This window comes from Streptomyces sp. NPDC048473 (assembly GCF_043200155.1).
Classification (GTDB): Bacteria; Actinomycetota; Actinomycetes; order Streptomycetales; family Streptomycetaceae; genus Streptomyces.
In genome coordinates, this window is the sequence record NZ_JBICXE010000002.1 from 486,179 (window position 1) to 510,449 (window position 24,271).

Annotated in this window: 24 protein-coding genes; 11 read left to right on the forward strand and 13 right to left on the reverse strand. The window is 71.3% G+C overall.

Annotated elements, in window-relative coordinates; genetic code table 11:
• Positions 1-195: 195 nt before the first annotated feature.
• Together ACGFU7_RS05615 and ACGFU7_RS05620 are read left to right on the forward strand one after the other, a co-directional pair.
• Positions 196-3,153: a BTAD domain-containing putative transcriptional regulator gene (locus tag ACGFU7_RS05615; RefSeq protein ID WP_393692563.1), complete on the forward strand. Its 2,958-nt coding sequence runs from the start codon at positions 196-198 to the stop codon at positions 3,151-3,153.
• A gap of 220 nt (positions 3,154-3,373) precedes the next feature.
• A complete protein-coding gene (locus ACGFU7_RS05620; protein ID WP_393692565.1) occupies positions 3,374-3,586 on the forward strand; it encodes a hypothetical protein in 213 nt (70 codons plus the stop codon).
• Between the two features lie 3 nt (positions 3,587-3,589).
• Here ACGFU7_RS05620 and ACGFU7_RS05625 read toward each other — a convergent pair whose 3' ends face one another.
• Entirely contained in the window at positions 3,590-3,844 is a 255-nt protein-coding gene (locus tag ACGFU7_RS05625) for a hypothetical protein (protein ID WP_393692567.1), read from the reverse strand.
• Between the two features lie 31 nt (positions 3,845-3,875).
• Entirely contained in the window at positions 3,876-5,432 is a 1,557-nt protein-coding gene (locus tag ACGFU7_RS05630; protein WP_393692569.1) for a FadD3 family acyl-CoA ligase, read from the reverse strand.
• Positions 5,433-5,529: 97 nt separating this feature from the next.
• On the opposite strand from ACGFU7_RS05630, the gene ACGFU7_RS05635 reads away from it, so the two are divergent.
• The 3 genes from ACGFU7_RS05635 to ACGFU7_RS05645 are packed head-to-tail and all read left to right on the forward strand — an operon-like array spanning position 5,530 to position 7,912.
• Positions 5,530-6,678, forward strand: a complete 1,149-nt coding sequence (locus ACGFU7_RS05635) for a lipid-transfer protein (protein WP_393692571.1) — start codon at positions 5,530-5,532, stop codon at positions 6,676-6,678.
• Between the two features lie 13 nt (positions 6,679-6,691).
• Complete coding sequence (locus tag ACGFU7_RS05640; RefSeq protein WP_393692573.1) at positions 6,692-7,132, forward strand: Zn-ribbon domain-containing OB-fold protein; 441 nt, start codon at positions 6,692-6,694, stop codon at positions 7,130-7,132.
• Between the two features lie 6 nt (positions 7,133-7,138).
• Entirely contained in the window at positions 7,139-7,912 is a 774-nt protein-coding gene (locus ACGFU7_RS05645) for an enoyl-CoA hydratase/isomerase family protein (protein WP_393692575.1), read from the forward strand.
• A 2-nt stretch (positions 7,913-7,914) separates the two neighbouring features.
• On the opposite strand, the gene ACGFU7_RS05650 is transcribed toward ACGFU7_RS05645, so the two are convergent.
• Positions 7,915-8,460 carry a hypothetical protein gene (locus ACGFU7_RS05650; RefSeq protein ID WP_393692577.1) on the reverse strand — a complete coding sequence of 182 codons (546 nt, stop codon included), beginning with the start codon at positions 8,458-8,460 and terminating at the stop codon, positions 7,915-7,917.
• 147 nt (positions 8,461-8,607) lie between these two features.
• Between ACGFU7_RS05650 and ACGFU7_RS05655 the strand changes: the two genes are divergently transcribed.
• Positions 8,608-9,276 carry a hypothetical protein gene (locus ACGFU7_RS05655; RefSeq protein WP_393692886.1) on the forward strand — a complete coding sequence of 223 codons (669 nt, stop codon included), beginning with the start codon at positions 8,608-8,610 and terminating at the stop codon, positions 9,274-9,276.
• A 61-nt stretch (positions 9,277-9,337) separates the two neighbouring features.
• Here the strand turns inward: ACGFU7_RS05655 and ACGFU7_RS05660 are convergent, their stop codons facing one another.
• Both ACGFU7_RS05660 and ACGFU7_RS05665 read right to left on the reverse strand, forming a co-directional pair.
• The gene (locus ACGFU7_RS05660) at positions 9,338-11,734 is read right to left on the reverse strand and encodes a PQQ-binding-like beta-propeller repeat protein (RefSeq protein ID WP_393692579.1); all 2,397 of its coding nucleotides are present in this window, start codon (positions 11,732-11,734) and stop codon (positions 9,338-9,340) included.
• Between the two features lie 160 nt (positions 11,735-11,894).
• Positions 11,895-12,785 carry a VOC family protein gene (locus tag ACGFU7_RS05665; protein WP_393692581.1) on the reverse strand — a complete coding sequence of 297 codons (891 nt, stop codon included), beginning with the start codon at positions 12,783-12,785 and terminating at the stop codon, positions 11,895-11,897.
• A 350-nt stretch (positions 12,786-13,135) separates the two neighbouring features.
• On the opposite strand from ACGFU7_RS05665, the gene ACGFU7_RS05670 reads away from it, so the two are divergent.
• Positions 13,136-13,783: a TetR family transcriptional regulator gene (locus ACGFU7_RS05670; RefSeq protein ID WP_093893325.1), complete on the forward strand. Its 648-nt coding sequence runs from the start codon at positions 13,136-13,138 to the stop codon at positions 13,781-13,783.
• A gap of 169 nt (positions 13,784-13,952) precedes the next feature.
• Here the strand turns inward: ACGFU7_RS05670 and ACGFU7_RS05675 are convergent, their stop codons facing one another.
• Both ACGFU7_RS05675 and ACGFU7_RS05680 read right to left on the reverse strand, forming a co-directional pair.
• The gene (locus ACGFU7_RS05675; protein ID WP_393692583.1) at positions 13,953-14,459 is read right to left on the reverse strand and encodes a nitroreductase family deazaflavin-dependent oxidoreductase; all 507 of its coding nucleotides are present in this window, start codon (positions 14,457-14,459) and stop codon (positions 13,953-13,955) included.
• On the reverse strand, positions 14,459-15,727 hold the full coding sequence (locus ACGFU7_RS05680) for an acyl-CoA dehydrogenase family protein (RefSeq protein WP_393692585.1): 1,269 nt from the start codon (positions 15,725-15,727) through the stop codon (positions 14,459-14,461). The genes ACGFU7_RS05675 and ACGFU7_RS05680 overlap by 1 nt, the downstream gene beginning before the upstream one ends.
• A 163-nt stretch (positions 15,728-15,890) precedes the next feature.
• Here ACGFU7_RS05680 and ACGFU7_RS05685 point away from each other — a divergent pair, with 163 nt between their 5' ends.
• The 4 genes from ACGFU7_RS05685 (at position 15,891) to ACGFU7_RS05700 (ending at position 19,558) form a co-directional block, all read left to right on the forward strand.
• Positions 15,891-17,060: an acetyl-CoA acetyltransferase gene (locus ACGFU7_RS05685; RefSeq protein ID WP_393692587.1), complete on the forward strand. Its 1,170-nt coding sequence runs from the start codon at positions 15,891-15,893 to the stop codon at positions 17,058-17,060.
• A 219-nt stretch (positions 17,061-17,279) separates the two neighbouring features.
• Positions 17,280-17,960 (forward strand): pyridoxal 5'-phosphate synthase, encoded by a 681-nt coding sequence (locus ACGFU7_RS05690; RefSeq protein WP_393692589.1) that lies wholly within the window; start codon positions 17,280-17,282, stop codon positions 17,958-17,960.
• Positions 17,961-18,052: 92 nt separating this feature from the next.
• Complete coding sequence (htpX, locus tag ACGFU7_RS05695) at positions 18,053-18,964, forward strand: zinc metalloprotease HtpX (RefSeq protein ID WP_393692591.1); 912 nt, start codon at positions 18,053-18,055, stop codon at positions 18,962-18,964.
• A gap of 9 nt (positions 18,965-18,973) precedes the next feature.
• A complete protein-coding gene (locus tag ACGFU7_RS05700; RefSeq protein ID WP_393692593.1) occupies positions 18,974-19,558 on the forward strand; it encodes a hypothetical protein in 585 nt (194 codons plus the stop codon).
• Between the two features lie 9 nt (positions 19,559-19,567).
• Here the strand turns inward: ACGFU7_RS05700 and ACGFU7_RS05705 are convergent, their stop codons facing one another.
• From ACGFU7_RS05705 to ACGFU7_RS05730, 6 genes are all read right to left on the reverse strand, one after another.
• On the reverse strand, positions 19,568-19,996 hold the full coding sequence (locus tag ACGFU7_RS05705; protein ID WP_393692595.1) for a Zn-ribbon domain-containing OB-fold protein: 429 nt from the start codon (positions 19,994-19,996) through the stop codon (positions 19,568-19,570).
• Positions 19,993-20,445: a DoxX family membrane protein gene (locus tag ACGFU7_RS05710; protein ID WP_393692597.1), complete on the reverse strand. Its 453-nt coding sequence runs from the start codon at positions 20,443-20,445 to the stop codon at positions 19,993-19,995. Before ACGFU7_RS05710 ends, ACGFU7_RS05705 begins: the two co-directional genes overlap by 4 nt.
• Before the next feature lie 183 nt (positions 20,446-20,628).
• Complete coding sequence (locus tag ACGFU7_RS05715; RefSeq protein WP_393692599.1) at positions 20,629-21,822, reverse strand: ABC transporter permease; 1,194 nt, start codon at positions 21,820-21,822, stop codon at positions 20,629-20,631.
• Complete coding sequence (locus ACGFU7_RS05720; RefSeq protein WP_393692601.1) at positions 21,819-22,538, reverse strand: ABC transporter ATP-binding protein; 720 nt, start codon at positions 22,536-22,538, stop codon at positions 21,819-21,821. The genes ACGFU7_RS05715 and ACGFU7_RS05720 overlap by 4 nt, the downstream gene beginning before the upstream one ends.
• Positions 22,535-23,611, reverse strand: a complete 1,077-nt coding sequence (locus tag ACGFU7_RS05725; protein WP_393692603.1) for a peptidoglycan-binding protein — start codon at positions 23,609-23,611, stop codon at positions 22,535-22,537. Before ACGFU7_RS05725 ends, ACGFU7_RS05720 begins: the two co-directional genes overlap by 4 nt.
• The gene (locus tag ACGFU7_RS05730) at positions 23,608-24,261 is read right to left on the reverse strand and encodes a hypothetical protein (protein ID WP_393692605.1); all 654 of its coding nucleotides are present in this window, start codon (positions 24,259-24,261) and stop codon (positions 23,608-23,610) included. The genes ACGFU7_RS05725 and ACGFU7_RS05730 overlap by 4 nt, the downstream gene beginning before the upstream one ends.
• Between the last annotated feature and the right edge of the window lie 10 nt (positions 24,262-24,271).

Genomic DNA, 24,271 nt, shown 5'->3' on the forward strand with positions numbered 1-24,271 from the left:
GTCGAGGGCTTGTGCAGAGAGCCACCCACTGCTGACGTGTCCGCCGATAACAAGGCAGACTGTTGAGCGCGATACCAGCGGTACCGAGCAATCCGGATCCACCCGTACCGGACCGGCACATGGGCGGGCAATCCGAAACAGACAGCACCAGCACGATCGGCAGGACCGGCGGGGCGAGCAGGGCAGGGGGCAGCAATGGACCGTGACAACGGGCCGCGCATGCATGTTCCGGAGCAGCGCGCTCCTGGGCAACGGTCGGCCGACGGCGCCGATCTGCGCTTTGCCGTGCTCGGCCCGGTACGGGCATGGCGGGGCGGCGAGGCGCTGCCGTCCGGTTCACCTCAGCAGCGCGCCCTACTGACCGCACTGCTTCTGCGCGGCGGCCGCACGGCCACCGCCTCCGAACTCATCGACGCCATCTGGGGCGAGGACCCGCCCTCACAGGCGCTCGCCGCCGTACGCACGTACGCCTCCCGGCTCCGTAAGATCCTCGGCCCGCAGACGCTGGCCAGCGACGCCGGTGGATACGCGATCCGGATCAGGCGCGATGCCCTCGACCTGACCATGGCTCAGGCGCTGGCGGCCGAGGCGGAGAAGGCCCGGGCCGGCGGTGACCGCGCCCAGGCCCGCGCCCTCTTCGACAAGGCGCTCGGTCTGTGGGACGGCGAGGCCCTGGCCTCCGTGCCCGGACCGTACGCCGAGAATCAGCGCACCCGTCTGGAGGAATGGCGGCTCCAGCTCACCGAATCCCGCCTCGACCTGGACCTGGAGGTCGGCTGCCACGCGGAGGCGGTCTCCGAACTGACCGCGCTCACCGCCGCGCACCCGCTGCGCGAACGGCTGCGCGAACTCCTCATGGTCGCCCTGTACCGCAGCGGCCGCCAGGCCGAGGCGCTCGCGGTGTACGCCGACACCCGCCGGCTGCTCGCCGACGAACTGGGCGTCGACCCGCGCCCCGAGCTCTCCCAGCTCCAGCAGCGCATCCTGCAGGCCGACGAGGAACTGGCCCGCCCGGCCGACGAACCGGCCCCGGCCCCCGCACCGGTGCGCCCCGCCCAGCTACCGGCCACCGTTCCCGACTTCACGGGCCGCGCCTCCTTCGTCCGGGATCTGGGCGACCGGCTGGCGACCGCCGAGGGTTCGGTCATGGCCGTCTCGGCACTGGCCGGAATCGGTGGCGTCGGCAAGACGACCCTCGCCGTGCACGTCGCCCACCAGGCGCGCCAGCACTTCCCGGACGGCCAGCTGTACGTGGACCTCCAGGGCGCCGGCGCACGCGCCGCCGAACCGGAGACGGTCCTCGGCGCCTTCCTGCGCGCCCTGGGCACGGCGGACTCGGCGATCCCCGACTCCCTGGACGAACGCGCCGCCCTCTACCGGTCCACGCTCGACGGCCGCCGCATACTGGTCCTCCTCGACAACGCCCATGACGCGGCCCAGATCCGCCCCCTGCTTCCCGGCACCGCGGGCTGCGCGGCCCTGGTCACCAGCCGCGTCCGCATGGTCGACCTGGCCGGCGCCCACCTGGTCGACCTGGACGTGATGTCCCCGGAGGAGGCGCTCCAGCTCTTCACCCGCATCGTGGGCGAGGAGCGCATCAACTCCGAGCGCGAGGCCGCCCTCGACGTGGTCGCCGCCTGCGGCTTCCTCCCCCTGGCCATCCGCATCGCCGCCTCCCGCCTGGCCGCTCGCCGCACCTGGACGGTCTCCGTCCTGGCCGCCAAACTCGCCGACGAACGCCGCCGCCTGGACGAACTCCAGGCCGGTGACCTCGCGGTGAAGGCCACCTTCGAACTCGGCTACGGACAGCTGGAGCCCGCCCAGGCCCGCGCCTTCCGCCTCCTGGGCCTGGCGGACGGCCCCGACATCTCCCTGGCCGCAGCGGCGGCCCTGCTGAACCTGGACGTACACGCCGCGGAGGACCTCCTGGAGGCCCTGGTGGACACCAGCCTTCTGGAGTCGGCGGCGCCGGGCCGCTACCGCTACCACGACCTGGTACGCCTCTACGCGCGTTCCTGCGCGGAACGGGACGAGGAGCCCCTGGAGGAACGGGAGTCGGCGCTGTCGCGGCTGCTGGACTTCTACCTGGCGACGGCGGCGGGGGTGTATGCGCTGGAGCGGCCGGGAGATCGCGCCGTTGCCCACCTGGTGGCCACCGAGCACCCGGGACTCGAATTCACGGACGGGCCGCAGGCCGTGGACTGGCTGTACAGCGAGGCCAATTCGCTGCTCGCCTGCGCCCATCAGAGCGCGTCGAGCGGAATGCTTCAGCGAGCCGTCGACCTGCTTTGCGCGGCAAAGGACCTCGCCGAGTCGGGCGCGAACTCCCGCCAGTACGAAACCACCGGCGCGGCTCTGCGTGACGCAGCACGGGCTGCCGCCGACCCGCGCTCCGAGGCGCGGGCCCGCGCCTCGCTGTCCACCGTCTACCTCGTCTCCGGCCGCTTCACGCTGGCCGACGAGGAGGCACGGCACGCAATGGATCTGGCCGAGAGCACCAAGGACCCGATCCCCGCGTGCTGGGCGCCCAACGATCGCGGCATCATCGCGTTCTACCAGGGCAGGCACGAAGAGGGTGAGAAGTTCCTGCAGGCAGCAATAGACAACTACCGCGCGGACGGAAACCTGGTCGGCGAGGCATCCGCGCTGTGCAATCTCTCGCGCATCCACGTGAACATGAACCGCACGGCCAGCGCGGTCGAGCTCGCCCAGCAGGGCACGGCCATCTTCGACGGCATGGGACTCAGTCTCCGCACGGCCAACGGTCGCTTCGCGCTGGGCATCGCGCTCACTCAGGCCGGAAGGCCGACCGAGGCCCTGGAGGAGCTCGACGAGGCGCTGCGCGTGTTCCGGGGCAACCGGCAACGGCTCTGGGAAGGCTCGACCCACTTCCGGATGGCGGAGGCACACCTGGCCGACGAGCGCCCCGCACAGGCGGCTCAGCACGCGGAGCAGGCCCTGGCCCTGCGTGTCATCGGAGGCGAATGGATGCGGGGCAACGTTCTGATCACCCTGGGACGCGCCCTCGAACACCTCGGTCAGATCGACCGGGCCCATGCATGCTGGACCGAAGCACTGGCCATCCACGAGCAGTTCGGAGCCGCGGAGGCGGAAAAGGTCCGGGCACTCCTCAACCCGGTCAGTGCCGCCTGACGCACCGGAACAGGCAGAGAGCCGTCGGCGTTCATCGAACGTTTATCGCCACTCGTCAGTCTTAAGCCCATCGATCCGTCGTGTCGGGGGGCAGGCGGGTTGTACGGGGGACCACACCGCTAGGGTGAACGGCCCTGATATGCCCGTCCGGCAGCCCACGGGGGAGCAGCCGGACGGGCATCGCCGACCACGCAAGCAAGAACTTTGGGAGTTGACAGGCATGAGCGACGCATTGAAGCCGAAGACGGGTGCCGCGACCACTCAGGAGAACCACGCCGGCAGCCCGAGCAACGGTGGAGGCACCGTCAAGCCGCTGGAGAACCACGCCGGCAGTGTGACCGAGGACATCACGACCCTGGAGAACCACGCCGGTAGCACGCCGAAGGATCTCCTCAAGACGCAGGAGAACCACGCGGGTTCCGAGAAGGCCTGAACGTCACTCGACGGGGAAGCGGCCGCGGCGGCGCGGAGGGGGAGCCGTCGCGGCCGCTGCATGTCCGCGGGGGAGGGGTCCGGGCCAGGTGGCTCGGACCCCTCCCCGTACCCCTACAGTGCCCTGGCCTGCACCCGCGACCCGCCCCCGCTGCCGCCCCGCAATCACCGCGAGTGCCGTGTAGTTGGCGTACTTGTGACCGTGCAGGCCGGTATCCGCCGGCAGCCCGATCGCCTCGTCCGCGACCTCCTTGGTCATCGGTTCGACGACGATCCGGGAGCCCTCCCCTCTACTCCCGCCCCCGCAGCTCCCCCTTCACCACCTTGCCGCTCGCATTGCGCGGCAGCTCGTTCACGAACTCCACCGCCCTCGGGACCTTGTAGTTCGCCATCTCGCGGCGGGACCAGGCGATCAGGTCGTCGGCCGTCAGCGTCGCGCCCGGTCTGCGTACCGCGTAGGCCTTGCCCACCTCGCCCAGCCGGGGGTCCGGGACGCCGATCACCGCCACGTCGGCCACATCCGGGTGCAGGCCGAGGAGCTGTTCGATCTCGGCGGGGTACGCATTGAAGCCGCCGACGATGAACATGTCCTTGATCCGGTCGGTGATCCGGAGGTTGCCGTCCTCGTCGAGGACGCCCACGTCGCCCGTGTGGAGCCAGCCGTCGGAGGTGATCGCGGCGGCCGTGGTCTCCGGGTCCTCGAAGTAGCCCTGCATCACGTTGAAGCCGCGGACCAGCACCTCGCCGGACTTGCCGGGGGCGGCCAGGACGCGGATCTCCGTGCCGTCGATCGCCCGGCCCGACGTCGAGGCGACCGTCTCCACCGGGTCGCCGCGGCGGCACATGGTGACGATGCCGCTCGCCTCGGAGAGGCCGTACGCGGTGAGGACCGTCGCTATCCCGAGTTCCGTGCGCAGGCGCTCCACCAGTCGCAGGGGGACCACCGCCGCGCCCGTCACCACCAGGCGGAGGGCGGAGAGGTCGTGCGCGCCGCGCGCCGGGTGGTCCAGGAGGGACTGGTGGAGGGTGGGCGGGCCGGGCAGGACCGAGATGCGTTCGGCGGCGATGTTGGCCAGGACCGTGTCCACGTTGAACACCGGTTGCGGGACCATCGTCGCGCCCCGCATCAGGCACGCGATGATGCCCGCCTTGTAGCCGAAGGTGTGGAAGAAGGGGTTCACGATCAGATAGCGGTCGCCCTCGCGCAGATCCGCCAGTTCGCTCCAGATCGCGTAGCAGCGCAGGGTCTGGGCGTGGGTGATGACGGCGCCCTTGGGCCGGCCCGTGGTGCCCGAGGTGTAGATGATGTCGGAGGGGTCCGAGGGGGCGATCGCGTCGGCGCGGGACCGTACCTCCGCGCCGGACACCCCCTCCCCCGCCGCCAGGAAGTCCTTCCAGGTGACGTAGTCCTCGGGGGCGGTGTCCGCCAGCACCACCACTCTTTCCAGGTGGGGGAGTTCGACCTCCGCCCGGCGCAGGGACGCCACGTACGACGTTCCGAGGAAGGTGCCCGTGACGAAGAGCAGCTTCGCCCGGCTGCGGTCCAGGATGTACGTCGCCTCCGTGCCCTTGAAGCGGGTGTTGAGGGGGACGAGGACCGCGCCGGCCGTGACCGCGCCGAGCGCGGAGACGATCCAGTCCAGGGTGTTCGGGGCCCAGACCGCGACCCGGTCCCCCGGCTCGACGCCCGAGGCCATGCAGGCGGCGGCAGCCCGTTCGACGCGGTCGCCGAGTTCGGTGTACGAGATCCGGGTCCGGCCCTCGACGACCGCCTCCCGGTCCCCGTACCGTCGCGCCGCCGCCCGTACCAGCTTCGGGATGCTGCCCCATTCCTCGTCGCCGCGCATCGTTCGCCCTCCCTGACGCAGTAGCTGACTATCCGTCAGATTAGCTGTAGCCTCAGCCGCTGTCAGCAGTCATGACGGTCTCGGAGGTGGCGGTGGCGTGGCGGCACTCAAGGACGTGACAGCGATAGCCGGCATAGGGCAGACGGCCTTTGCGAAGCAACTGCCCGAATCCGAGAAGACATTGGCCTGCCGGGCCATCGTCGCGGCGCTCGACGACGCGGGCATCGCCGCCTCGGAGGTGGATGCCTTCGCCTCGTACACGATGGAGGAGACCGACGAGGTCGAGATCGCCAAGGCCATCGGGGCGGGCGATGTCACCTTCTTCAGCAAGGTGGGGTACGGGGGCGGGGGCTCGTGCGCGACGATCGCGCATCTCGCCGCCGCCGTGGCGACCGGGCAGGCGAGTGTCGGTGTCGCCTGGCGGTCACGGAAGCGGGGGTCGGGGCCCCGGCCCTGGAGGAACACCGCCGTGCAACTGCCCACCCCCGCCCAGTGGACCCGGCCCTACGGACTGCTGCGGCCGGCCGACGAGATCGGGATGCTGGCGCGGAGGTACATGCACGAGTACGGGGCGACCCGCGACCATCTCTTCAATGTCGCCCTCGCCTGCCGCAACCGCGCCAACCAGAACCCGGACGCGGTGATGTACGAGCGGCCGCTGACCCGCGACATGTATATGACCTCGCGCTGGATCAGCGAGCCGCTCTGCCTCTTCGACAATTGTCTGGAGACGGACGGGGCGCTGGCCTGCGTCATCGTCTCGGCGGAGCGGGCCCGCGACTGCCGGCAGAAACCCGTCTACATCCACTCCGTCGCCCAGGGGCTGCCCGCCCAGCACCACGGCATGGTCAATTACTGGAACGACGACCCGCTCACCGGACCCGCCTGGACGGCCGCCCGGCAGCTGTGGAAGCAGGCCGACTTCGGCCCGGACGATGTGGATGTCGCGCAGATCTACGACGCGTTCACCCCGCTCATTCCGCTCTCCCTGGAGGGCTACGGCTTCTGCGGGCGCGGCGAGGGCGCGGCGTTCACCGAGGGCGGGGCGCTGGAGAGCGGCGGGCGGCTGCCCCTCAACACCGGGGGCGGCGGGCTCAGTGAGGCGTATGTGCATGGCTTCAACCTCATCAACGAGGGCGTGAAGCAGCTGCGCGGCATCTCCACCGCCCAGGTACCGGACGCCGGGACGTGCCTGGTCACCGCCGGGGAGGGCGTGCCCACATCTGCCGTACTGCTGAGGAGTTGAGGAGTTGACCGGGATGGATGCTCTGCTGCTGCCCGTCGTGGACGAGGACGGCGCCCCCTTCTGGGAGTACGCGGCCCGCGGCGAACTCCGCGTCCAGGCATGCGCCGCCGCCGGCTGCGGAAGGCTCCGCTTCCCGCCCCGGCCGTGCTGCCCGCACTGTCAGTCCTTCGCGAGCGAGTGGCGGCCGATGAGCGGACGCGGCCGCATCTGGTCGTACGTGCTGCCGCATCCGCCGCTGCTGCCCGCGTACGCCGCGCAGGCCCCGTACAACGCCGTCGTGGTCGAGCTGGCCGACGCCCCGGACATCCGGCTGGTCGGGAATGTGGTGAGCGGTCCGGACGCCCCGCTGGACTCGGTCGATCCGGGGCGGCTGCGGATCGGTGCGCCGGTGCGGGCGGTGTTCTGCCCGGTCGGATCCGGGGCGACCCTGGTGCGTTGGCTGCTGGAGAGGTGATCGGCGATGGCGCTGCGGACGGAGACGGACAAGGAGACCGGGGTCGCGCTCGTCACCCTCGACCGGCCCGAGAAGCTCAATGCGATCGACCTGGCGACGGCCGCCGAACTGACCGCTGCCTGGCGGACGTTCCGCTTCGACGACGGGGTACGGGCCGTTGTCGTCACCGGTGCGGGCGGCCGGGCCTTCTGTACGGGGATCGACCGGGGCGTGCAGGTGCCGCAGCCCCCGTCCCCGTACACGATCGACGATCCGCTGATCGCGATCGGGCCGAAGGCGAACGACCTGTGGAAGCCGGTGATCGCGGCCGTTGAGGGGATGGCCTGCGGCGGGGCGTTCTATCTGCTGGGCGAGGCGGAGTTCGTCATCGCGTCCGAGGAGGCGACGTTCTTCGACCCGCACACGACGTACGGCATGGTCAGCGCGTACGAGGCGATCTCCATGGCGCAGCGGATGCCGTTCGGCGAGGTGGCCCGGATGTCCCTGATGGGTACGGCCGAACGGGTCACGGCCCGCCGGGCGTACGAGACCGGGCTGGTCAGTGAGGTGACGGCACCCGGCGGCGCGGTGGAGGCGGCGCTGCGGGCAGCGGGCGTGATCGCCTCGTACCCGACCCGGGCGGTGCAGGGGACGGTACGGGCGGTGTGGTCCGCGAAGGAGGCGGCCAGGGCGCAGGCCATGGCCCATGCCCCGCACCTGATCGCGCTCGGGAACCTGGAGCCGGAGCGGCAGGCCGAGTTGTTCCAGGGGCGGGGCGGCAACGAGTTCCGGATGCGTTGAGGTCAGTAGCTCAGCTCGGCCTCGACCCGGCACTTCTTCACCCGGGAGACCTTGCGCGGGCTGTCCATCCGCACGGAGACGGTCTTGGTGTCGCCGCCCTCGACGTCCACGGTCGCCTCACCGGTGTCGACGGTGTTGCCCACTGCGTCGAGGAACGTCACATCGACGTCGTACGTGTGCGAGCCGACGGCGTTCGCCGTGAGCCGGACGGTGGAGGAGGTGACGGCCTTGCGCTTGCCCTTGCGGGGCTGGGCGCAGCGGAAGACGTACGCCCGGGGCGCGTCCGAAGCCGTCACGCTCGGGGCCGGCGTCTCGTAGCCGGTGTTGCCGGAGGAGCTGCTCGACGAGTCGTAGTCGTTGTCGTCGTAGTCGTTGTGGTGGTAGCTGCCGTTGCTCTTCTTGGAGTTGGAGCAGCCGCCGCCGCTGCTGCTCGATCCCTTGCTCTTGCTGCCGTGTCCGCGGCCGCCGTGGCTGGAGGTCGAGAAGCCGGTGAGTGCGAGGACCACCACGACCAGTACCGCGGAAAGCTTTATGTGCTGCCGCATCATCGATGCAGCCCCCCTTGTGTTGTTGTCTGTCGAACGACCGCGCGACACGCTAGCGCAAGGTGCGGGGGTCAAGGGCCGGGCGTAGCGTCGAGGCCGAGAGCGGTGCTGATCTGTGACGCCGGTCCGCGTACACGCAGGAGGCCGATGATGCTCCGCAACGTCCTCGGCTCGGTGCTCGCTCTCGCAGGAGCGGCGGCCGCCGTGCTGAGCCCCTTCCGTGACTGGTACGACGGCCGTCCGGGGCGTCATTACCGGATCGACGAGCTGTTCACCGGTATCACCGGCAGCCGACCCGGACTGCTGGGCTCGATCTTCCTGGCCTTCCTCTTCGCCGCCCTGCTGACGGTGGTCGGTGTGGTGCTGCGGTCGCGGCTGCTGGTGGCGTCCGCGGGTGTGGTGGTGCTCGGGTTCACCGTGCTGTGGATGGTGCGCCAGGGGGAGGCCGTGGGCAGTCCGACGGTCGCGGGCGACGGTTCCGGGGTGCGGTGGGGGGTGGCGTACGCGGCGGGCGGCGGGGTGCTGCTGCTGTTGGGGGCGGCGGTGATGTCGGGGCGGCGCGGCGGTGGGCGCCGGTTTGCCCGCGGGGGCCATGACCAGCCGTATGCGGCGCCCGGCTCGGAGAACCCGGACACGTGGCCGCCGACGCAGGAGCCGGGGCCGTCCGTGCAGACGAGTACGTTGCCGGAACCCGAGCCGGACCTGTACACGGGGCCCTCTCCGGCGGCCCGCCGCCCGGCCCCGGAGGACCAGGACACGGCGCCACCCCCTTCCGTACCGGACGAGGGCCCCGACACCGACCGGCCCCCGCGCCCCTGAGGCCCCCCGCGCCGAGGGTTCCGTCCTCAACTCGCCGGACGGGCTTGAAGTGGGCGAAGCTCTACGTCCGGGCCCGGCTGCCCGTACCCGTACCCTTCAGCGCGTCCAGCGCGTACACGCAGCGGTCCTTGCTGCACGCGTACACGACACCGCCCTGCGCCACCGGCGAACCCGTGATCTCGCCGCCCGTCGCCAGCTTCCAGCGGAGTTGGCCGCCCGCCGCGTCCAGGGTGTACAGGACGTGGTCGGCGGAGCCGAAGTGGACCCGGCCATCGGCGACGACCGGGGCACCCACCACCTCGCCGCCCGCCGCGAACCGCCACTTCGGGGTGCCGGTGACCGCGTCGAGCGTGTACAGCGCGCTGCCGCTGCCGACATGGACGTTCCCGGCCGTGACCAGGACCGGCTCGATCGACTGGCGGGCCTCCGTGGCGATGCGCCAGCGGTCCTTGCCGGTCGAGGCGTCGATCGCGTACACCGTGCCGAGGTAGTCGGCGAGGTACACACCACCGCCGGTGACGGCGGGTCCGGGCGCGAACGCGGGCGGGGAGAGGAAGACCGCGGGCGACTCGAAGTGCCAGCGGACATGACCGGACACGGTGTCGACGGCCAGAACCCGGGCCCCGGCGCTGACGTACACGAATCCGTCCGGGGCCGCGGTCACCCGGACCGGCACGCCGCCGCAGGAGGCCGCGTCGCCGATGGGGTACGACCAGCGCTCGATGCCGGTTCGGGCGTCGACGGCGCGCAGCCGGGCGTCCTGCCAGAGGTAGACCGTGCCGTCGTGGATCGCGGGCCCGGCCTCCGCCGTCTCGAAGTCGGTCTGTACGCCGCTGCTCTCCCACAGCTTCTCGCCGGTGGACGCCTCCCACGCCTGCACGCCGCCGCCCCGGGTTCCGGTGACGACGGTGCCGCGGTCGGCCTTGAGGGAGTACACCCAGGCATCGGTCTGCAGCCGCCACCGCTCGGTGCCGGTCGCCGCGTCCAGGGCGTACAGCGACGGCCCGTCGGAGGCGTGGATACGGCCGCCCTCGACGGCCATCGCCCAGGCCACGTCCCGGGTCTTGAACTGGCGCCGCCCGTTGCCGATATCCAGGGCGTGCACCTCGAACGACGTGACGTAGAGGAGGTCCCCGGCGACGACGGGCGTCCCCCAGACGTCGTTGGACATCCGGAACCGCCAGGGCCGCCAGCGGTCCGGGCCCGCGGGCGGGGTCTCAGGGGCGTGCGCGGGCGCGGGCGCGGGCAGGGGGGCGTGCGGGGCGGCGAGGGCCGTGCCGTTCACCCCGGCGGGCGGGCGCACCCAGCCGGTTGCGGGGCCGGCGTCCGCGGTGGCCGTGGCGGTGGCCCGTACGTCCTGGGCGCGCGGGCCGGGACCGATCGGCACCTTCGCACCGGGCAGCCGTACCGGACCGCCCCCGTCGGGCAGCTGCGCGGACGCGGCCGCCGGGGAGCGCAGGTCGGCGCCGCTGCGCCAGGCGGTGTCCCGGTCGGCGCCGGGCGGCTGCTGGGGCGGCGGCGGCACGGGGGCCGGAGCGGGTGCGGGAGCCGCGGTCTTGCGGCCTCCGCCGCGGCGCTGCTCGATCATCGCGGTGGCGGAGGCCGGCAGCCATGCCGAGGCCGTACCGCTGTCGTCGCTGCCGGAGGCGAAGAGGTGCGGGGCGAGCTGGGCCTGCAGATCGGCGGGGGTGGGCCGCAGCCCGGCGTCCATCTCCATACAGGAATCGATCAGCGGCCGCAGTTCGTCGGGCAGGCCCTCCAGGTCGGGTCCCTCGCGCAGCAGCATGAAGACCGTCTCGACGGGGTTGGCGCCGTGGAACGGCGCATGGCCGGTGGCAGCGAAGACCAGCGTCGAGCCGAGCGAGAAGACATCGCTGGCGCCCGTGACGCTGCGCGAGTCCCGCGCCTGCTCGGGCGACATGTACGCGGGCGTGCCGACGGCGACATTCGTCATGGTCAGCCGGGTGTTGGAGACACCGGACGCGATCCCGAAGTCGATCACCCGCGGGCCGTCCTCGACGACGAGCACGTTCGACGGCTTCATGTCGCGGTGGACGAGCCCCGCACCGTGGATCGACTGGAGCGCCTCGGCGATACCGGCGGCCAGCCAGCGCACCGCCTGGGCCGGCATGGGCCCGCACTCATTCACTATCTCTTCGAGCGACGGGGCGGGCACATAGGCGGTGGCCAGCCACGGCACGGCGGCCCGCGGGTCGGCGTCCACCACCGCGGCCGTGTAGAAGCCGCTGACGGCCCGGGCGGCCTCCACCTCACGCGTGAAGCGGACCCGGAACAGCTGGTCCTCGGCAAGCTCCGTACGTACCGTCTTGATCGCTACCCGCCGGCCCGAAGCCGAGCGGGCTAGATAGACGAGCCCCATGCCGCCGGCCCCGAGCCGTCCCAGCACCTCGAACGGGCCGATCCGCCTCGGGTCGTGCTGCGTCAGCTGCTCCACCACTTGCCCTGCCACCTCCCCGTACGGACCTCAGGAACAGAAGCCCGCGAAAACCCGCCCTGTACGGCGTCTCACCACTGGGCACCACCCGGCGGTGCGCACCCCGATTGTTCCTGGCTGACGCTCTGGTTGCGAACCCGGGGGCGGACCGGGGTGTCACAGCTCACTCTGCCCTCTTCTCGGACACAGGGGGCTGAAGTACGGCGAACACGGCACCCTGATCGTCCTGGAGGACCGCCATCCTCCCGTACGGGATGTCGAAGGGCGGCGCGGAGATGCGGCCGCCGAGGCGTACGGCGTGCCCGGCGGTGGCATTGCAGTCCTCGACGGCGAAGTAGCTGAGGAAGTAGCTGGGCATCTCGGCCGGGAAGGCGTCGGTGATGACGCTGCGGCCGCCGACCGCGGTGTCCGGTCCGGGTTCCGTGCCCGCCGGGGACCACATACGGAAGTCGACGCCGGGCTCGGCCGGGCCGGGTTCGCCCGCGTCGGAGGCGCCCGCGTCGGATTCACCCGCGTCGGATTCACCTGCCTCGGAGGCGTCGAGATCCGTGCCGTCGAGATCCGTGCCGTCGAGATCCGTGCCCTGGAAGCCGAAGACCTCCTCGTAGAAGGCGTCGACACGGCCCTTCTGCCGGGTGTAGACCTCGGTCCAGCAGAAGGAGCCGGGTTCGTTCTGCTTCTGGAAGCCTTCGCGGTCACCGGCCTGCCAGAGCCCGAAGACCGCTCCGCCGGGGTCGGCCGCCTGGGCGAGCACTCCGGCCCGGCCGGCTCGCACGGGGTCGGTGATCACCTGACCGCCCGCCTCCCTGATGCGGGCGACGGTCGCGGCGATGTCGTCGGTGGCGAAGTAGATGCCCCAGGCAGTCGGCATCCGGCCGTCCTGCTTGGCCGCGAGTGCGGCGACGAGCTTCCCGTCGCTGAGGGCGTCCGCGTACGGGCCGTCGCCGGCCCGGAAGGTCCAGCCGAACAGCTCACCGTAGAAGCGCTTGCCCGCTTCGAGGTCGGGAAGCTGCACATCCACCCAGCACGGCGCGGATTGCGCGAATGCGGCCATGGGCCCGGGTCCTTCCGTCGCGGTCGTTCGCGGTTTGTTCCCAGTTGTCCGCGGTCGCTCGCGGTCGCTCACAGTTCGTGACAGTGACGCTCGTCACAGCAAACGTAACCGCGGGTGGCATACACCGCGCCCCGACCCGTCTACATCGAACTCACATTCGATAGAGGAGTTCCTTGCCCGCGGCGTCACGGAAAGTTATCCACGGAAGTTATCCACAGGCTGTTGATAAGACTTATCGCTCCGTGGGGCGCATCCGTCGATATCCGGCCACTCCCCCCACCCCGCCTGCGGTGCTCCCCATTTGCAGTCGGCCGAATCGCGCTCCGATCACCCCTCGGTAAGCTGACGGCATGACAGGACAAGTGCGCACCGTCGACGGCCGCGTGGCCGGTCGACGCGGACAGGCGACGCGGCAGAAGCTGCTCGACTGCCTCAGCGAGATGCTCAGTTCCTCGCCGTACCGGGACGTCAAAGTCATCGACGTCGCCCGGAAGGCGGGGACTTCACCCGCGACCTTCTACCAATACTTCCCCGACGTCGAGGGCGCCGTCCTCGAAATCGCCGAAGAAATGGCAAAGGAGGGTGCCGGGTTGACCGAACTGGTCGCAGGCCGCTCCTGGGTCGGCAAGGCCGGCTGGCAGACCGCCGAAGAACTCGTCGAGGGATTCCTCGACTTCTGGCGACATCACGACGCGATCCTGCGCGTGGTCGACCTCGGAGCGGCCGAGGGCGACAAGCGGTTCTACAAGATCCGTATGAAGATCCTGAACTCGGTCACCAACTCCCTTACGGATTCGGTGAAGGAGCTCCAGGCCAAGGGCAAGGTCGACAAGGACGTCAGCGCCGCCGCGATGGCGGGCTCGCTCGTCGCGATGCTGGCCGCGGTCGCCTCGCACCAGAAGGGCTTCACGACCTGGGGTGTGAAGCAGGCCGAACTCAAGCCGAATCTCGCACTGTTGGTACATCTGGGCATCACCGGCAAGAAGCCGACCAAGTAGCGCCGCGCCGGGCCACTTCCCCCCACTGGGCACCGCGCGGCAATTCCGGGCGCCCCAGGTCCTGTCTCATCGACGGCGGACCACGCATGTGGTCCGCCGTCGATGCACCCGGACCGTTCCACGGATCGCTCCAACGGCCGTTCCCGCACGAAGCTTTCGCGCATCCTCGTCAGGTAGCGGCGTCACCCCGCCGTTCCAGTCTGAAGAGCCGGATCTCCCGCTCCACCCGCGCCTGGTACGCCGCATAGGGCGGCCAGAACTTCAGCGCCGTCTGCCACACCACGTCCCGTTCCGCGCCCTTCAGCAGTGTGGCGCGCACCGGGATGTCCCGGCCCTTCCAGTTGACGACGGCCTTGCCGGAACCGGCCAGCAGATTCGCGGTCCAGGCCGGGTGCCCCGTACGGCCGAAGTTGCTGCCGACCAGGATCCAGCTCTGTTCCGTCCCGTTCTCCATGCCGTTCTCCGGCATGCAGGCCAGCGGAGTGATCCTGAGCCGCCCGCTCCTCGCGCCCGGCACCGTCAGGATCAGCCCCGGCAGCATCCGGGCACTGAGCAGCACTTTGCCGCGCGTGAGCCGGTGCACCGTACGGTCCATGGCGGGGATGACATGCGGGGCGATCCTCGCGAACATGCGGGTCGAGGAGACTTTCTGGACCAGCCGGACGCCGGGCGCCATCAGACCGCCACCTGCCCGGCCGATCCCGGGGCGGCCGATCCCGGAGCTGCGGATCCCGGGGCGGCGAAGGCCGGGGACGCGGACGGCTGCCCGTTCGACGGTGTGAACAGCCCCGCCCGCTGCGCCGCATGGTCGCGGAGCCGGTGCACGGGGCCGAAGAGCAGTTCGTCGGCGGCGGCCCGCTTGAAGTACAGATGCGCCTCGTGCTCCCAGGTGAAGCCGATCCCGCCGTGCAGCTGGACGGCCTCGGCGGTGGTGATGCGCAGCGCCTCCAGGGCCTGGGCGAGGGCGAGACCCCCGGCCGCCGGGTCCCAGGCGGCGTAGTACGCGGCGGAGCGGGCCGCCTGCACCCGTACGTACAGGTCCGCGAGGCGGTGTTTCACGGCCTGGAAGGAGCCGATCGCCCGGCCGAACTGTTCGCGCGCCTTGACGTATTCGACGGTCCGCTCCAGTGCGCTCGCCGCCGCCCCCACCGCCTCCGCCGCGAGCAGTGCGGCGACCCCGCGTCCGGCCGGGGCGAGTGCGTCGGTGATGTCCACGGTGTCGTCCGCGCCGAGCAGTTCGGCCTCGGTGTCGCGGAGTTCGATGCGGGCCAGCGGGCGGGTCTCGTCCAGCGAGGTCCGGCGGGTGCGGACGATTCCGGCCGCCGTGTCCGGGCGGACCAGGAAGAGGAGCGTACGGCTGCGCGGGAAGCCGCCGGTGTGGGCGGCGACCAGGAGGAGTCCCGCGCTGTGCCCGTCGAGGACCTGCGCGGCCTCCCCGTACAGCCGCCAGCCCTCCGCACCGCCGACCGGCCTGGCCTGTATGCCGCCCGCCCGGCCGCCACCCGCCCAGGCGCCGCCGGTGGGGTCACCGGTGAGGCCGAGTGCGGTGGCGAGCGAGCCGCCGGGGACGGCCAGGGTCGCGGTCAGGGCTCCGGCGGCGATGCGCGGCAGCAGGGCGGTGCGCTGGGCCTCGGTGCCGAGGGCGGCGATCAGGGGCGCGGCGAGTGCGGAGGTGGCGATCAGGGGCGACGGCAGCAGGGCACGGCCGGTCTCCTCACAGGCGACGGCGAGCTCGGCGAGGCCGCAGCCGACGCCTCCGTACTCTTCCGGCAGGGCGAGCCCGGGCAGCCCGAGGTCCTGGGCGAGCTGTCGCCACAGGGGCTCGTCGTACCCGTCGGCGGTCCGTACGGCACTCCTGACGTCGTCGGGTCCGCTGCGTTTGGCCAGCAGTTCGCGCAGGGTGCGGCGGATCTCGTCCTGTTCCGCGGTGAAGGCGGCATCCATCGTCGGGCTCCTTCCCCTCAGGGGCCTCGGACCTCTGATCTGACGGGCCGTCATGCTAGGGGTGAATCCACCAGATGCACAGAGTCGCGCACCGGGAGGGGCCGGGAAGATCCCGTCCCACCGAGCGGTCCGCGCACCCACTATCTGATGTACCGTCAGATTCATGCCTTCTTCCCACCGCAAGGTCGCTGTCGTCGGCATATCCCTCGCCGACTGCGGGCGCGTCGACGAGGCCACGCCGTACGCCCTGCACGCCCAGGCGGCCCGCCGGGCACTGGCCGATTCGGGTCTGGACCGGTCCGTCGTCGACGGTTTCGCCTCCGCCGGGCTCGGCACGCTCGCCCCGGTCGAGGTCGCCGAGTATCTGGGGCTGAAGCCCACCTGGGTGGACTCCACCGCGGTCGGTGGCTCGACCTGGGAGGTGATGGCGGCCCATGCGGCGGACGCCATCGCGGCGGGTCACGCCAATGCCGTACTGCTGGTGTACGGGTCGACGGCCCGCGCGGACATCAAGGCGGGCCGTCGGACCTCCAACCTCTCCTTCGGGGCGCGCGGCCCGCTCCAGTTCGAGGTGCCGTACGGGCACTCTCTGATCGCCAAGTACGCGATGGCCGCCCGCCGCCATATGCACGAGTACGGGACGACCCTGGAGCAGCTCGCCGAGGTGGCGGTCCAGGCGCGGGCGAACGCGGCGGCCAACCCGGACGCGATGTTCCGTGACCCGATCACCGTGGACGACGTGCTGTCGGGGCCGATGATCTCGGACCCGTTCACCAAGCTGCACTGCTGCATCCGCAGCGACGGCGGCTGCGCGGTGCTGCTGGCCGCCGAGGAGTACGTACCGGACACGGCGAAGGAACCGGTGTGGATCCTCGGTACGGGTGAGCACGTCTCGCACTCCGCCATGTCCGAGTGGGACGACTTCACGGTCTCCCCCGCGGCGGTCTCGGGCCGCCTGGCGTTCGAACGGGCCGGGGTGCGGCCGGCGGACATCGATCTCGCCGAGATCTACGACGCGTTCACCTATATGACGCTGGTGACGCTGGAGGACCTGGGCTTCTGCGCGAAGGGGGAGGGCGGCGCGTTCGTGGAGAAGGGCCGGACCGGCCTGACGGGCGAGCTGCCGGTCAACACCGACGGCGGTGGCCTGTCCGCCTGCCACCCCGGGATGCGCGGACTGTTCCTGCTGGTGGAGGCGGTACGGCAGCTGCGCGGCGAGGCGGGCGAGCGCCAGGTGCACAGGGCGGGCGGGCGGCGCCCGGAGCTGGCGGTGGCATCGGGGACGGGCGGCTGGTTCTGCTCGTCGGGGACGGTGGTGCTGGGGCGGGGGTGAGGGTTCCGGCGGGGGCGGCCGGTCACACTGCGACGCCCGTGAGCGCCCCTCCAGACCCTTGAGGTCTTCCGCGTCGCGGGTGAAGCGCGGCAGTCCCCCGACCGAGGCGATGGACGCGATCAGCAGGGCCATGCGCCGGGGCCCGGGATGACGCCGGGCCATGCGCTACGCGATATTCCCGACGCCCCGCGCGATGGCGCCATGCGCTGCAATGGGGCCATGAGCGACGCACAGAAGACCGACGCACAGCAGAGCTTCCTGGACCTGCTCCACGCCCAGCGGGTCTGGGACGTGGAGCTTCCCGCCTTCGCCCCGGACACCGCACCCTCCGCCCCGCTCCCCCTCTTCCACACCTGGTTCGCCGAGGCCGTGGCCGCCGGGCAGGCCGAGCCGCACACGATGTCGCTGGCCACCGTCGACGCCGAGGGACACCCTGACGTACGGACGCTGATGCTGCACGACGCGGACGAGCGCGGCTGGCACTTCGCCACGCACCGCACCAGCGCGAAGGGCCGCCAGCTCGCCACCCACCCGTACGCGGCGCTCGGCTTCTACTGGCCGGTGCAGGGGCGGCAGGTACGAGTGCGGGGGCCGGTCACCGCTTGCGCACCTGCCGAGAGCCTGGCCGATCTGCACGCCCGCTCGACCGGGGCACTCGCATCGGCGCTGACCGGGTCGCAGAGCGAGGTGCTGGCCTCGCCGGGGGAACTGGCCCGGACCGCCGACGCCGCCTGGGAACGGGCCTCGGCCGAGCCGGACGCGGAGGTCGCGAGCTGGACGCGGTACGTGGTCGAGCCGCGGGAGGTCGAGTTCTTCCAGGGCGACGCGAGGCGCCGGCACGTACGACTGCGCTACCGCCGGGACGGTGCGGACTGGACGCGGGAACTGCTCTGGCCGTGAGAGCCGCAGGAACCGCGCCCGCAGGTCGCCGTTTTATTCGGATTCAACCGTGAAGGAGCACTATGGGAGACAGGTGAGGACTGGAGGCACCGATGAGCCGAACCCGTTCCCGTTACGCCCCCGACCGCGGGCTGACCACGCGCATGGTGACCACCATGTTCCTGATCGGTCTGCTGTACGTGGTGCTGGTCGGCGTGCTGCTCGCGGTGCTGCGCGGCGCCTGGCCGATCATTCTGATCTTCACCGGCGGACTCTTCATCGCCCAGTTCTGGTTCAGCGACCGCATCGCCGCATTCAGCATGGGCGCCCGGGAGGTCACCCCCGAGCAGGCGCCCGAACTGCACGGCACGGTCGACCGGATCTGCGCCCTGGCCGACATGCCCAAGCCACGGGTGGCCATCGCCCAGAGCGATGTGCCGAACGCCTTCGCCACCGGCCGGAGCGAGAAGACCGCCCTCGTCTGCGCCACCACCGGACTGCTCCGCAGACTGGAACCGGAGGAGCTGGAGGGCGTACTCGCGCACGAGATGTCGCATGTCGCGCACCGCGATGTCGCCGTCATGACGATCGCCTCGTTCCTCGGTGTGCTCGCCGGCATCATCACCCGCGTCGCCCTGTGGGGCGGCCTCTCCCGCAACAGCCGGAGCAATGACCCCGTCGGCATCGCGATCATGCTGATCCCGCTGGTCAGCGCCGTCGTGTACGCCCTGAGCTTCCTGCTCACCCGGCTGCTCTCGCGCTACCGCGAGCTCTCCGCCGACCGCACCGCCGCCCTGCTCACCGGCCGCCCCTCGGCGCTCGCCTCCGCCCTCACGAAGGTGAGCGGCCAGATGGCCCGCATCCCGACCGAGGACCTGCGGAAGGCGGAGCCGTACAACGCCTTCTACTTCGTTCCCGCGTTCTCCTCCAAGGAGAGCCTGAGCCGGCTGCTCTCCTCCCACCCGACCCTCGAACAGCGCCTGGACCAGCTGGCCCGTATCTCCGCCGACCTCGCCCGCCCGTAAGGAATGTTCATGGGTCTCCTCGACACCATCCTGGGCCGCAGCAAACCGGTCCGCCCCGACCTCGACCAGCTCTTCGCCGTGCCCTCCGCCGCCCTCACCCTCCAGGCGGGCGCCGGGTTCGCCCCCACCGGCCTCGGCTCGGTGTGCTTCGCGGGCGTCGAGGGCGGCACCTTCGCCCGCATCCAACAGGACGTACGCGAACTGCTCGACGCCGACACCGGCCGGGGCGGCATCCCGGTGGAGTTCAGCCAGGACAGCTACGGCTACACCTGGCTGCTCGCCCGCCGGCCGGCCGAGGACACCCCCGCCCTGGTCAACGACCTGCACGCGGTCAACACCCTGCTCCAGGACGGCGGCTTCGGGCCGCAGCTGCTCTGCTCCCTGATCGGCTTCCGGGACGCGCGGGACCGTCCGCTGGCCCTGGTCTACCTCTACAAGCGCGGCACGTTCTATCCGTTCGCTCCGGTGCCGGGCGGCGCCGAGAAGCGTGACAATCAGCTGGAGCTGCAGGTCCGGGCGGTACTCGGGGACGACCTCCGGATGGAGAAGGATCTGGCCCGGTGGTTCCCGGTGTGGGGGGCGCCGGGGCTGTAACGGGCAGGGTCAGCCGGTGCCGGAGGACCGCGGCCGGAAGACCGGGACAGCCTCCTGATCCTCCTCCCGCCGGAATGCCACCCGCAGCGCCATACCGATCGCCAGGCCCGACTCCGCGCACTCCACGATCTGCGTCATCATCCGCGGCCCCTCGGCCAGATCGACGACGCCGGCGACGTACGGCACACGGGCACCGAACGGCGGCAGGTCGTTGCGGTGGACGACGGACCATGTGTAGAGCGTGGCCCGTCCGCTCGCCCGCTCCCAGGCCACGTCCTCGCTCCAGCAGTGCGGGCAGAACTCGCGGGGGTAGTGGTGGGCGCGCCCGCAGGTGCGGCAGCGGCGGAGCAGCAACTCCCCCCGGGCGGCGGCGTCCCAGTAGGGGCGGGTGAAGGCGTCGGGTTCGGGGAGGTCGAAACGTACTGCTGCCGTGGTCACAGGAAGAGTCCGATCGCGTCGTCGAGGGACCAGGTCTGCCAGGACATCGCGAACAGTGTCACGAGCGAGATGAGCCCCATCATCGCGTTCTGCCCCTGCTCGGCCCAGTCGTGGATCATCAGGACCAGGTAGAGAAGGTTGAGCAGGAGCCCGGCGACGAGTGCGACGGGGGTCAGGAATCCCAGCACCAGGCCGAGCCCGAGGGCGAGTTCCGCGTAGACGACGACATGGGCCATGAGCCGGGGGCGCGGCGCGACGATCTTCTCGAAGCCGCTCTTCACCACCGGCCATCTGTGCTTGCCCGCGACATCCGCGGCCCAGGCGATGCCCGTACCGCGCTCGAACCAGCCCTTCTTGTCCTTGTGCCGCCAGCTCTCCAGCCACCACAGGCCGAGGCCTATCCGGAGAACGGCGAGCCACTCGGCTCCGCCGAGCCAGATCGTCTGCATGGGGCCTCCCGCTCAATGAATCTGACGGTACGTCAGTTCACCTGATGGCGGGCGGCTCGCGCAAGAGGCGTGCGAGAGGCAGACGGGAGGCGGAGCCGGCGGCGACGGCGGGGCCGAAGAAGTGCAGGGCGGCGTGGGGCGTACGGGGCGCCGCCTCAAGAGGGCGCCCCGTACGCCGCCGCCTCACGTCGCGTTCAGAGCCACCGTCGGGTGGAGACGGGAGGCGCGGATCGCCGGATAGAGGCCCGCGACCACGCCGATCAGGAGGGTGGCGGCCAGGCCGCCGGCCAGGGACCAGGGCGGGACCACCGCCGTCCACCCCTGGACCCGCGCGAAGCCGTACGTCGCCGCCGCGCCCAGCAGCGCGCCCGTCGCCCCGCCCAGCGCCGACAGCAGCAGCGACTCGGTCAGGAACTGGAGCCGGATCGCGTTGCGGGTCGCGCCCAGCGAGCGGCGCAGGCCGATCTCCTGGCGGCGCTCCAGGACGGAGATGACCATGGTGTTGGCAACGCCCACACCGCCGACCAGGAGGGCCACCGCGCCCAGGCCGAGCATCAGGGTCGTCAGGCCCTCGTCGGTGGCGGCCTTGGCGGCCAGCGCGTCCGAGGGGCGGGAGACCTTGACGGCCGCCTCGTTGCCGGGGCTGATGGTGCGGGCCAGGACCGCCCGTACGTCCTCCACCGAGGCGTCCGTGGAGCGCTCGAAGATGGTGGTGGGGTGGCCGTCGAAGCCGAAGTAGCGCTCGGCGGCGGGGAATCCGACCATGGCCACCCGGTCCAGGTTGGGGACCAGTTCGAGCGGTTTGAGGATGCCGACGACGACCACGCGCGTGTCGTTCATCATGATGGTCTCGCCGGTGCGGGTGATGCCGAGGCGGTCCGCCGCCACCGCGCCGAGGACGGTCACCGGGAGGCGTTCGCCGGCCGGATTCAGCCAGGCGCCCTTGTCGACCTCGCCGCCGAGCGCGGACAGCAGGTCGATGCGGGCCGCCTGGGTGGTGACGCCGGCGCTGCGCTCCTCGGGGACCACGTCGGTGCGGCGGATGCGGGCGTCGACATCGGCGGTGGCCGTGGCGTGCTGCACGGGGCCGACGCGCTCGACCATCGCGACCGCGTTCTTGGGGAGCTTGACCTCCTGCCCCATGGCGTCCTCGCCCGCCTCGGCGGTGAGGAGGTTGGTGCCCAGGCGGTCGAGCCGGGCCATCAGGTCCGAGCGGCTCGACTCGGACAGGCCGACGACCGCGACCATGGTCGCGATACCGATGGCGATGCCGAGCGCCGAGAGCACCACGCGGGCGCGACGCGCGCGAAGGCCGACCGCACCGACGCGGAGGATGTCGCGGGGGGAGAGGCGGGAGGGCTTGAGGTCGTTCTTCATGAACCGGCCTCTTCCGTACGGGAGGCGGAGTGCGCGCCGGAACGCGAGTCCGAGACGATCTCGCCGTCCTTGAAGCGGACCCGGCGCGGCAGCGAGTCCGCGATCTCGTTGTCGTGGGTGATCACGCAGATGGTGGTGCCGGACGCGTTCAGCTCGTGCAGCAGCTCCATGACGATCTCGCCGGACGCGGTGTCCAGCGCCCCGGTCGGTTCGTCCGCCAGCAGCAGCCGGGGGTCTCCCACCAGGGCGCGGGCGATGGCCACGCGCTGCTTCTCGCCGCCGGACAGCTCGTTCGGCGTGTGCGAGTAGCGGTGGTCCAGTCGCACCTTGGCGAGCGCTTCCCGCGCACGTGTGCGCCGTTCCTTCAGCGGTACGCCCGCGTACAGCAGTCCGTCGGCGACGTTGTCCACCGCGTCGCGCCCCGCCGCCAGGTGGAAGTGCTGGAACACGAAGCCGATGTGGCGGGCGCGCAGTGCGGAGAGCCGGGAGTCGGAGAGCTCGGACACGTCGTATCCGGCGACCCGGACGGTGCCCGTGGTGGGCTTGTCGAGGGTGCCCATGACGTTGAGCATCGTGGACTTGCCGGAGCCGGACGGGCCGACGACGGCGACCAGTTCGCCCTCTTCGACGGTGAGGTTCACTCCGCGCAGGGCGTGGACGCCGCCGGGGTAGGACTTGGTGGCGTCCCGCAGTTCGATCACCGGCACCGACGTCATGACTTCGCCACACCTACCTTCATGCCCTCGCGCACGTCCGGGCCGCTGACCTCGATCTGCCCGTCTGTGGTCATGCCCGTCTCCACCCGCACCATCTTCGAGGTGGCGCCCTGGACTACTTGGAGGCCGTAGCCGCCGTTCTCGCCGCGCAGGGCGACGACCGCCTCGACGGGGACCGCGAGGACTCCCTTGTGCGCCTCGCTGACGAACTTCACGCTCGCCGACGCCTTGGTGTCCTCACCGGACGCGGCGCTCGCCCCGCCGTCCAGGACGACTTCGACGGTGATGCCCTCCTGGGCGCCCGCACCACCCCCGGAGTCGGGCTCCTCGGGGCGCACCGTCCCGGCGACCTTGCCGGCCGCGGTCTTCCCGCTCGGCAGGGTGACCTCGACCTTGGTGCCTCTCGATGTGAGCGCGCCGTCGGCCTGCTCCAGTTGCGCCCGTACGACGGGCTTGGTGGAGGCGATCGTCAGGACCGGCTCGTCCGGGCCGACCTGGTCGGCGAGCGCCGCGTCGGCGGAGACCACCTTGACCTGGCCGGGCTGGAAGACGACGTCGCCCCTGCCGACCCTGCCGGTGCTGTCGCGGTTCAGGGACTTCTGCCACTGCTTGACGGCGGCCTCGGTGTCCTTGTCGTACCGCGTGTCGACGTACAGATTCGACCCGTACCCCAAGTCGCGCAGATTGCGCTCCAGTTGGAGTACGTCACTGCCCCGGTCGCCCGCCTTCATCTCGCGGAACATCGGGACCGGCCCGTAGAGGAGGGTGACGGGCTTGTCGTTCAGCTCGTACAGCGCCTGTCCCATGGTCAGCGTCCTCCCTTCGGAAGCGGCCACCGTGACGGTGCCCTCGACGGCGGACTTGACGGCGCGGCGCTGCGCAAAGTCGAGCTTGCCGTCGACCGTCTTGGACTGCACGAGGTCGGTGCGTACGACGGTCGCGGTGGCGGGCGGCAGGCCGCCGACCCTCCCGGAGGTGCCCGCGTCGCCGCCGTCGCCGAGGAACAGGACTCCCCCGGTGACGGCGGCGGCGGTCACCGCGCCGATCGTGAGGAAGGTGGTGCGGCGCTTCACTGCATGCCGTCCAGACCATCGAGCAGCTTCGACTTGCACGCCTCGCGGGCCTGCTTGTACGCCGGCGACTTCGAGTCGATGGACGGGGACGCCGGGTTCGGGTCGCCGCCCGGCTGGGCGTTGCCGCCACTCATGGTCGGGTTGGTGAACTTGGAGACGCCGTTGTCCCGCATGCACTTGGCGTGCGCGAGCATCGACTCGTAGTCCTTCTGCTGGTCGCGCTTGGGCTCGGCCGTCATGGCGGCCTGCAACTCGGTGACGCAGACACCGTTCTTGCCGCCCTTGATGCCTTCGTTGCGGCCGGGCTGGGCGCCGATCTCGTCGACCTTCGCCCAGTCGAGGTGCCCACTGAGCTTGGGGTCGGGGAAGTCCTTGTAGCCGCCCTTGGCGCGCATGCACTGGACGTACTTCATCTGTGCGTCGTAGAAGGCGCTCTTGCCCGCGGGCTGCGTGCTCGGCTTGTTCTCGCCCTTCGCGGCGCTCGCGGTCGGCGCGTCCGGTACGTCGGCGATCGCGTCGTCCTTCTTCGCTCCGCCGGCGCTGTCGTCACCGCCGCCGCAGGCGACGGAGAAGGCGAGTACGGGCAGGGCCACGAGGCCGGCCATGCGCAGCCGGGCGGTGGCGCGGGGGTTCGTCCTGAGGAAGCTCATGCGCTTCACG

Bases quoted from the DNA above. Each gene is read 5' to 3' on its own strand.
- ACGFU7_RS05615 (WP_393692563.1), top strand. From the start codon at position 196: ATGGACCGTGACAACGGGCCGCGCATGCATGTTCCGGAGCAGCGCGCT.
- ACGFU7_RS05620 (WP_393692565.1), top strand. From the start codon at position 3,374: ATGAGCGACGCATTGAAGCCGAAGACGGGTGCCGCGACCACTCAGGAG.
- ACGFU7_RS05625 (WP_393692567.1), bottom strand. From the start codon at position 3,844: ATGACCAAGGAGGTCGCGGACGAGGCGATCGGGCTGCCGGCGGATACC.
- ACGFU7_RS05630 (WP_393692569.1), bottom strand. From the start codon at position 5,432: ATGCGCGGCGACGAGGAATGGGGCAGCATCCCGAAGCTGGTACGGGCG.
- ACGFU7_RS05640 (WP_393692573.1), top strand. From the start codon at position 6,692: ATGGATGCTCTGCTGCTGCCCGTCGTGGACGAGGACGGCGCCCCCTTC.
- ACGFU7_RS05645 (WP_393692575.1), top strand. From the start codon at position 7,139: ATGGCGCTGCGGACGGAGACGGACAAGGAGACCGGGGTCGCGCTCGTC.
- ACGFU7_RS05650 (WP_393692577.1), bottom strand. From the start codon at position 8,460: ATGATGCGGCAGCACATAAAGCTTTCCGCGGTACTGGTCGTGGTGGTC.
- ACGFU7_RS05655 (WP_393692886.1), top strand. From the start codon at position 8,608: ATGCTCCGCAACGTCCTCGGCTCGGTGCTCGCTCTCGCAGGAGCGGCG.
- ACGFU7_RS05665 (WP_393692581.1), bottom strand. From the start codon at position 12,785: ATGGCCGCATTCGCGCAATCCGCGCCGTGCTGGGTGGATGTGCAGCTT.
- ACGFU7_RS05670 (WP_093893325.1), top strand. From the start codon at position 13,136: ATGACAGGACAAGTGCGCACCGTCGACGGCCGCGTGGCCGGTCGACGC.
- ACGFU7_RS05675 (WP_393692583.1), bottom strand. From the start codon at position 14,459: ATGGCGCCCGGCGTCCGGCTGGTCCAGAAAGTCTCCTCGACCCGCATG.
- ACGFU7_RS05680 (WP_393692585.1), bottom strand. From the start codon at position 15,727: ATGGATGCCGCCTTCACCGCGGAACAGGACGAGATCCGCCGCACCCTG.
- ACGFU7_RS05685 (WP_393692587.1), top strand. From the start codon at position 15,891: ATGCCTTCTTCCCACCGCAAGGTCGCTGTCGTCGGCATATCCCTCGCC.
- ACGFU7_RS05690 (WP_393692589.1), top strand. From the start codon at position 17,280: ATGAGCGACGCACAGAAGACCGACGCACAGCAGAGCTTCCTGGACCTG.
- htpX (WP_393692591.1), top strand. From the start codon at position 18,053: ATGAGCCGAACCCGTTCCCGTTACGCCCCCGACCGCGGGCTGACCACG.
- ACGFU7_RS05700 (WP_393692593.1), top strand. From the start codon at position 18,974: ATGGGTCTCCTCGACACCATCCTGGGCCGCAGCAAACCGGTCCGCCCC.
- ACGFU7_RS05710 (WP_393692597.1), bottom strand. From the start codon at position 20,445: ATGCAGACGATCTGGCTCGGCGGAGCCGAGTGGCTCGCCGTTCTCCGG.
- ACGFU7_RS05715 (WP_393692599.1), bottom strand. From the start codon at position 21,822: ATGAAGAACGACCTCAAGCCCTCCCGCCTCTCCCCCCGCGACATCCTC.
- ACGFU7_RS05720 (WP_393692601.1), bottom strand. From the start codon at position 22,538: ATGACGTCGGTGCCGGTGATCGAACTGCGGGACGCCACCAAGTCCTAC.
- ACGFU7_RS05730 (WP_393692605.1), bottom strand. From the start codon at position 24,261: ATGAGCTTCCTCAGGACGAACCCCCGCGCCACCGCCCGGCTGCGCATG.